General features: G+C 61.6%; 6 protein-coding genes. 1 reads left to right on the top strand and 5 read right to left on the bottom strand.

The genetic code is table 11. From position 1 onward, the window contains the following. Positions 1–139: 139 nt before the first annotated feature. Both VF515_10185 and VF515_10180 read right to left on the bottom strand, forming a co-directional pair. The gene (locus VF515_10185) at positions 140–1,426 is read right to left on the bottom strand and encodes a restriction endonuclease subunit S (GenBank protein HEX7408002.1); all 1,287 of its coding nucleotides are present in this window, start codon (positions 1,424–1,426) and stop codon (positions 140–142) included. Next, positions 1,423–3,009 carry a class I SAM-dependent DNA methyltransferase gene (locus tag VF515_10180; protein HEX7408001.1) on the bottom strand — a complete coding sequence of 529 codons (1,587 nt, stop codon included), beginning with the start codon at positions 3,007–3,009 and terminating at the stop codon, positions 1,423–1,425. Before VF515_10180 ends, VF515_10185 begins: the two co-directional genes overlap by 4 nt. A 502-nt stretch (positions 3,010–3,511) precedes the next feature. On the opposite strand from VF515_10180, the gene VF515_10175 reads away from it, so the two are divergent. Beyond that, positions 3,512–3,724: a hypothetical protein gene (locus VF515_10175; protein ID HEX7408000.1), complete on the top strand. Its 213-nt coding sequence runs from the start codon at positions 3,512–3,514 to the stop codon at positions 3,722–3,724. Here VF515_10175 and VF515_10170 read toward each other — a convergent pair. From VF515_10170 to VF515_10160, 3 genes are all read right to left on the bottom strand, one after another. Continuing rightward, on the bottom strand, positions 3,671–4,747 hold the full coding sequence (locus VF515_10170) for a hypothetical protein (protein ID HEX7407999.1): 1,077 nt from the start codon (positions 4,745–4,747) through the stop codon (positions 3,671–3,673). The two genes, VF515_10175 and VF515_10170, sit on opposite strands and share 54 nt — an antisense overlap. 575 nt (positions 4,748–5,322) lie before the next feature. Continuing rightward, the gene (locus VF515_10165) at positions 5,323–5,697 is read right to left on the bottom strand and encodes a type II toxin-antitoxin system VapC family toxin (protein ID HEX7407998.1); all 375 of its coding nucleotides are present in this window, start codon (positions 5,695–5,697) and stop codon (positions 5,323–5,325) included. Next, entirely contained in the window at positions 5,694–6,011 is a 318-nt protein-coding gene (locus VF515_10160) for a hypothetical protein (GenBank protein HEX7407997.1), read from the bottom strand. Before VF515_10160 ends, VF515_10165 begins: the two co-directional genes overlap by 4 nt. Between the last annotated feature and the right edge of the window lie 334 nt (positions 6,012–6,345).

The following is a 6,345-nucleotide window of genomic DNA, read 5'->3' as shown; positions in this document are numbered from 1 at the left end:
GCCCGGTGGCGCAGCTCGGCTTCGGCGGCTGGCGGCAGCGGGTGCTGCTCCACTACGGCGCGCGCCGCCTCGATGTCCATGAGCCCACGCGCGACCGCCGGCGTCAGCGTATAGCGCGGCTGCCAAGCGGCGGCTCTCGTCACGCTGTCGCCTCCTGCGCCGCGATGTCCAGGGCCGACACGTCAATCTCGCCGGAGATCAGTTTTGGAAGCAGCAGGTCGCGGGTGGCGCGGAGGTTTGTGTTCTTAGCTGCAAGAGCCTGGGTGAATTCAAAAGCCGGCCTCACCAGCGCCGCGAAATCGGAGATCAGCTGGATAGATGGCCGGACAACTCGCATCCGACGAAACGTCTCCACGACGATCGTGTCAAAGGTCGCGCCGCCCGTGTTTCTCTTCAAGTAGTCGACTTGATCTAGGGTCAGGAGGAACACGTACAACTGGTCGATGCCGGCATTCCCGCGGAGCGCGTAGCACGACTGGTTCATAGCCATGGCGACGGGTGGCATTACGACCTTGCCGACCGTCCCGCGAGCTGTAATAAACACCGTGTCCTTGGAGTACAATTGACTGCTGCAGTTTTCGAGGCCGAGTTCCGTGATCGACTTCTCGGTTTCGCCGACGTAGAATAAATAAGTAGCATCTCTAGGTGTGAAGAAGGGGATGCTCCCGTCCCAATACTCCGAAACCTTGGTGCTAGGTGTGCCGCCACTGAGAACGTCCGCGACTTCGACGAAGCTCACGACCTCCCACCCCTCCGGGATCTTCCCGAGGGGCGAGTCGACCAGCTTGACCTGCTCATGGCCGGGCCTGCCCGCCGTAGCCTGAGCGGAGGCGGGGAAACGGAAGTGGACGAACCACTCCCGGTACAGCGCCCGCGCCATCTCCTCCAGAATCGTAATCCGCCGCGTGTTGTTGTCGATCAGGTCGTCGTAAGCGGAGAGGATCGAGCCGATGCGGCGTTGGATGGGGAGCGGGGGGAGCGGAACCTCGACGCCCTCGATTTGGCTACCGCTCATGTTCGGTTGCGCCGCGCCATCGGCGAGATGGAAGAATGTTCTCTGGCACTCCTCGGTGCTGACAATTGCCCAGACAAACTCAGGGTGTGCGCCTACCGGCTCGATCTTGGCGACACGCTGGTTCAACAGAACGGGACGCTGAGCACGGAGCTTGCCTACCTTACCAGCGGTCGCACCGGTCATCGCGACGAGAATGTCACCATCCTTGAGCACGAACTTCTGAAGCTTCGGTGTAAGCAACGACTCGGGTACGCAATCGACCTCCGTGAGGTCAACCGAGCTGTCGCCTCTAATGTTCTTGATCTTGACAACCGGGATGCCGTGATCGGTCCAGTCACTACTCTTGAACGCGAAGCCAGGGACAACGCGGCACACGTCGCCAAGTTTGGCTCTGCTCCACCCCCTGCTCATGCGTTCAAGATCTCCGCAACGTTGTGGGCAATTGCTTCTTCGAGGCCGCGGGCTTGGTCGTTGAGCGACTCGAGTTCCTCGTTGAGGACCTCGAGCCGCTCCTTGAAGTCCTCGTCGCTGACGGCATCGCCGGGGGCAACTCCGACGTAGCGGCCTGGATTGAGGCTCCAGCCCTGATTCTCGATGTCCTTGAGTGTGGCCACCTTGCACAGGCCCGCGACGTCGGCGTAGCGCAGCTCTGGAAACTTCTCGGCGACCAGGGCATTGCTGCCGTTCGTAATTTCGGGCTTCTCGCCGCGGTACAGGCGCACGATGTTGGCGAGGAACTCGATTTGCTCGGGCGTGAAGTCGCGGTGTGCACGGTCGATCTGGCGGTAGATGTGGCGGGCGTCGAGGAAGAGCACCGTGTCGGGAGCCCTCACCCCTGACCCTCTCCCAGAGAGAGAGGGAGGCGGAGCCTGCTTGCCCTTGTCGAGGAACCACAGCGTGCAAGGCAGCGTCACCGTGTAGAAGAAGTTCGAGCCGATGGCGATGATCACGTCCCCGGCGTGCGACTGGATTAGTTGCTTGCGGATCCCCAACTCGGAGCCGCGCGCGTCGGCGGCGGAGTTCGCCATCACGAAGCCCGCGCGCCCCGTGTCGTTCAACGACGAATAGAAGAGCTGAATCCAGAGGTAGTTGCCGTTGTCGACGCTCGGCATCCCGAACGGGAAGCGGTCCTTGTCGTCCTTGATGCGCTCCTTGTTGACCCGATCGACGTTGAAGGGCGGATTGGCCATCAGGAAGTCGAAGCGGCCGGGTGCATGGTGCAGGTCCTCGTAGTAGGAGTTGGCCTCGCGGATGTCGCCCGACAGGCCGTGCACCGCTAGGTTCATCTTGCACAGCCGGACCGTCTCGGCGGTCTTCTCCTGGCCGTAGACCATGATCTCGGCGCTCGGGTTCTTCTTGTGGTTCTCCACGAAGCGGGCGGACTGGACGAACATGCCGCCCGAGCCGCAGGCCGGATCGTAGATGCGCCCGTGGAACGGCTCGATCACCTCGACGATGAGTTTGACGATGGCGGTCGGGGTGAAGAACTCGCCGCCCTTCTGCCCCTCGGACATGGCGAACTTGCCGAGGAAGTACTCGTAGATCCTCCCGAAGGCGTCGCCCTCGATGTCCATCGGGATCGACGCCAGCAGCTTCAACAGCTCGACCAGGGTGGCGTTCTCCAGGGAGGTGTAGGTCCGCGGCAGGACGCCCTTGAGGTCCTCGTTTTCCTCCTCGATCGCCTTCATGGCGTCGTTGATCGCCTTGCCGATGTTGTCGCCCTCGGTGAGCCTGAGCAGCGTCGAGAACCGCGCCGGCTCCGGCAGGTAGAGGACGCCCTTGGCCTGGTAGTCGGTCTTGCCGATCTTGCGCCGCCCCGTACTGGCCGCGGCCAGCGTCTTCTCCATCTCGGAGAACTTCTGGTCGGCGTAGCGCAGGAAGATCAGCCCGAGCACCGGGACCGAATACTCCGACGACTTCAGCTTCGAGTTCGCCCGCAGCTCATCGGCCGCATCCCAGAGCCGCTTCTCAACGTCGGAGTGATTGCCAGACATCATCCCCCCAAGCCACCGTCGCACGACCCCTTGCCGCGATAGCGCGAGGCGCAGTGCAGCATCAGTTACTTGGAAGGGCCGACGCCTGTCAATGAACGGATCTCGTACTGAACGGATCTCGTACCCGTAGCCAATGAGAATCAGGATACGGCTCATCAGCGCGGGCGAGATCCCGCCAACTCTGCGGACGCCTGACCAACTCGCCATCTCGATCGGTGCTGCGTTCGAGGAGATCGTGCGGATGGGCAACAGAACGCCTGCCATTCCCCGCCTAAGATCCCCACCAACGCCACCCCAGAGGGGGAGGACAGAATCACTGACGCGTTAGAGCGGACAGAATCACTGACCTACGACACGCCGGAGGTTCGTCCTTGACATCTGAAGTGATACCAAGGTAAGAATTCTGCTGGTGAAACTTGACTGATTGCACGCCTGGTTCCTTGGATCGGGGCCAGTTCGGTACGAGAGCCAGGCGGCCGAAGCTCGAAAGGGGAAAACGATCATGCACCTGAAGCTCTTCGCGATGGCACTACTCCTGGTCTCGACGCTCGCAGTGGGATGCACGCCGCCGATCTACCATCATTCCTACACGACCAAGTACGATGCCAATGGCAACGTCGCCGGGTATGAGGAAGAAGAGAGCATCACCCAGCAGGATCCTTCAACCAGCCCGATGAAGGTGCGAGTCACCAACAAGGACAAGCTGGAGAAGTAAAATCCGCTTCGGTGGGCGGATCATCAGCTCCGCTATTACACGCTCAGATCGGCCCGCCATGTGCGGGGCGCTCCTGCCGTCAGTAGCTCGCAAAGAAGCTCGCCGACTTCCCCGACTCCGTGTTCCAGCAGAGAATCTTCTGAGGATCGCCGTCAGTAGAACATTCCAGGGCAAGGGGCGACCGGGTACAAGTTGCACCCCCCCTTTGAAAGCCTCGTTCAGCTGGGGATCACGCTGGCGTATTCGCTTGAGATACTGCGACGGATCAACCGAATCGGTCAGGATCGTGATCACGTCCGTAATGACGAACCACCATTCGTTGTTGTGAATGGTTCGGCGAACTTCTTTACGCTGGAACAACGCAATGCGAGGTTCGGGAGTCTGAATTCGATCGCTCATGGTCATCCTTGTGTATTCCGTGAAGCTCGTAGCGAGCGCGGCGAAGGTCTTCGGCGCGTGCTTTTCAAAGCCGTGCTGATCCGCGAAAGCGAAATCGTAACGCTGGCCTGAGAAACCGTCTTCGGCGGCCTTGGCGGCGGTGGCGTCGGCGCAGCATTGTTTCGGCCGCGCCATTTTCTGCGGCAGGTCGAGATCCTGACGGCCTTTGGTTTCGACAATCCAGATCACGCCGTCGGTGGTGCGGACGATAAAATCGGGCGTGTAGGTGGAGAGGTCGCCGTCGGCTTTCACGTAGTCGAGCTTGAAGCCGATCGCGAGGTAGTTCTTGGCGAACGCGGCCACATCCTTGGCTGCTTCGAGGAAGGCCGCGAAGGAAAGCTCAAAGCCGCCGGAATGGGCTTCGCCGACGGTCTTGGTGAAGATGGACTTGCTCGCCGCCAGATAAGGCCGCGGCTCGGTACGGAAGGGGCGCGTCTCGCGCAGACGAATTCGATCTTCGATGCGCGTCGTGCCGGCTACTTGAATGGTGAGCGCGTTGATGGCGGTCTTGAAGGCGTCGTACAGCACTTTGCCGACAGCCAACTCGGAGAGATTGCGGAGAACGACTGGGTCTTCGAGGTTCACCGGCGACGGGGTGAACAGATGATACCTCTCTCACCATTCCGCGACGTTGTCCACATTGTCGGGGTCACATGACGGCGGGAAGCGCCGGGCAAGTTCGCGCTGGGGGCGTTCCCGGCAACCGAGGTGTAAGGTGGGAAACGACGCCATCTGCCGCATTGGCGGATCGGCGGGTCTGTCGACTTCATGACCTTCCGCACCAAAGACCCGGGGCTGCTCAGGTTGCGGGGGAATCGCTGCTCATCCAGATCAGCGCGGCACATTCCATCGTTGCGACATGCGAAAGTACTGCTTTCCAGACCCCGTTGCGGGGGTCCCAGGGACCTGTCATTGTCGCGCCCGACTGGGGTCGAGGCAGGGTGCCCCTCGAGACACGGCCCAAAAGGAGCCGGTACTCGGGGCGAGCGGAATTTGGACTCCAAATGATTCACAAACAAATCCGTTCATGCCGAGTAGCCGCCTTCGTCTGGCGGCGTATCGAGGCACCGGACCCTGGCGGGGGCACGGTTGCCTTCGCTGGAAGGACCTCTTTGTTGACCAGGAGTCATGACCAAGGTGATTCGCGAGGCGCGGGGCGGTCAGTATGGCCGGGAGACGGACATGCCGGGCAGGATGCGGAAGTGCTTCTCATTGAGCGTTGCCAACGTCGCGGACGAACAGAACGCGGCGGCGCCGATCAGGCAATCGAGGTAGCCGATGCCCTTGCTCAGTCGGAAGCGGCGGTGCCAACGATCAGCGAGCTGCGATTGTGGTTCGTCGATCCAGACGATCTTGTATAGATGAAGCTCTCGATCCAGTACTGCAACCTCTCGGCGGCTGCGGCAACCCTCGACGAGCTCCGCTACCGTGACGGCAGAAACCATCCTCTCCGCAGGGGGTACGCGGCCGAGAAAAGTCCTCGCCTTCGTCGAGCCGCGCAGCAGGTCCACCAGGATGGTCGTGTCGATAATCATCGCGCCGTCCGCTTCTCCATGACGCGGCGGCGGAGCTCCTCTACGAACGCAACAGGGTCAGCCGCCTCTGCACGCTTGGCCCAGAGTCCAAAGGCTGGATGGTGCGTAATCCTCGCCAGCGGCTCACGTTTACGGGCGGGCTTCGCGCCGTGATGGAGGACGATTACCTCCGCTTCGCCAGGCTCGATCTCCAGCGGGATGGCAAGCGTGAGCCTCCTATCCTTCGGAACGCGCACGGTAAAGCGCGTTGCCACGAGTGGTGCTTTCGGAACCCGGCTGGCTGGTGACGATGCACTGGAGCGTGCTGCTTTCATGGGGTTGCCTCCGCCACTGTTTCTACCGCAATGAACTGCCCGATGCGAATCCCGACGCCTAGTCGCCCCCACTGCGCCGCCCTTTACGCACGCGCTGCGGCGATCGCGATCTGTGCGCGCCGCGTCCTGCGCAAACACTGGTTGAGCGCCGGACCGATGCGCGATGTCTTCAGGGCTGCCTTCAAGCGGGCGGTTTGCCCTACTACAACCCCCACAGCTTCCGGAAGACGCTCGTGCAGCGTGCCTTCGCGCTCAAGCTGACGCCGGAGCAACTCAAGGCTTGGAGTCAGAACCTCGGCCACGAGGACGTGCTGACGACCTTGACCAGTTACGG

Source organism: Candidatus Binatia bacterium, assembly GCA_036382395.1.
GTDB lineage: Bacteria > Desulfobacterota > Binatia > HRBIN30 > HRBIN30 > JAGDMS01.
Note: the sequence above shows the minus strand (reverse complement) of the source record. Positions and strands in the feature narration are given on the sequence as shown.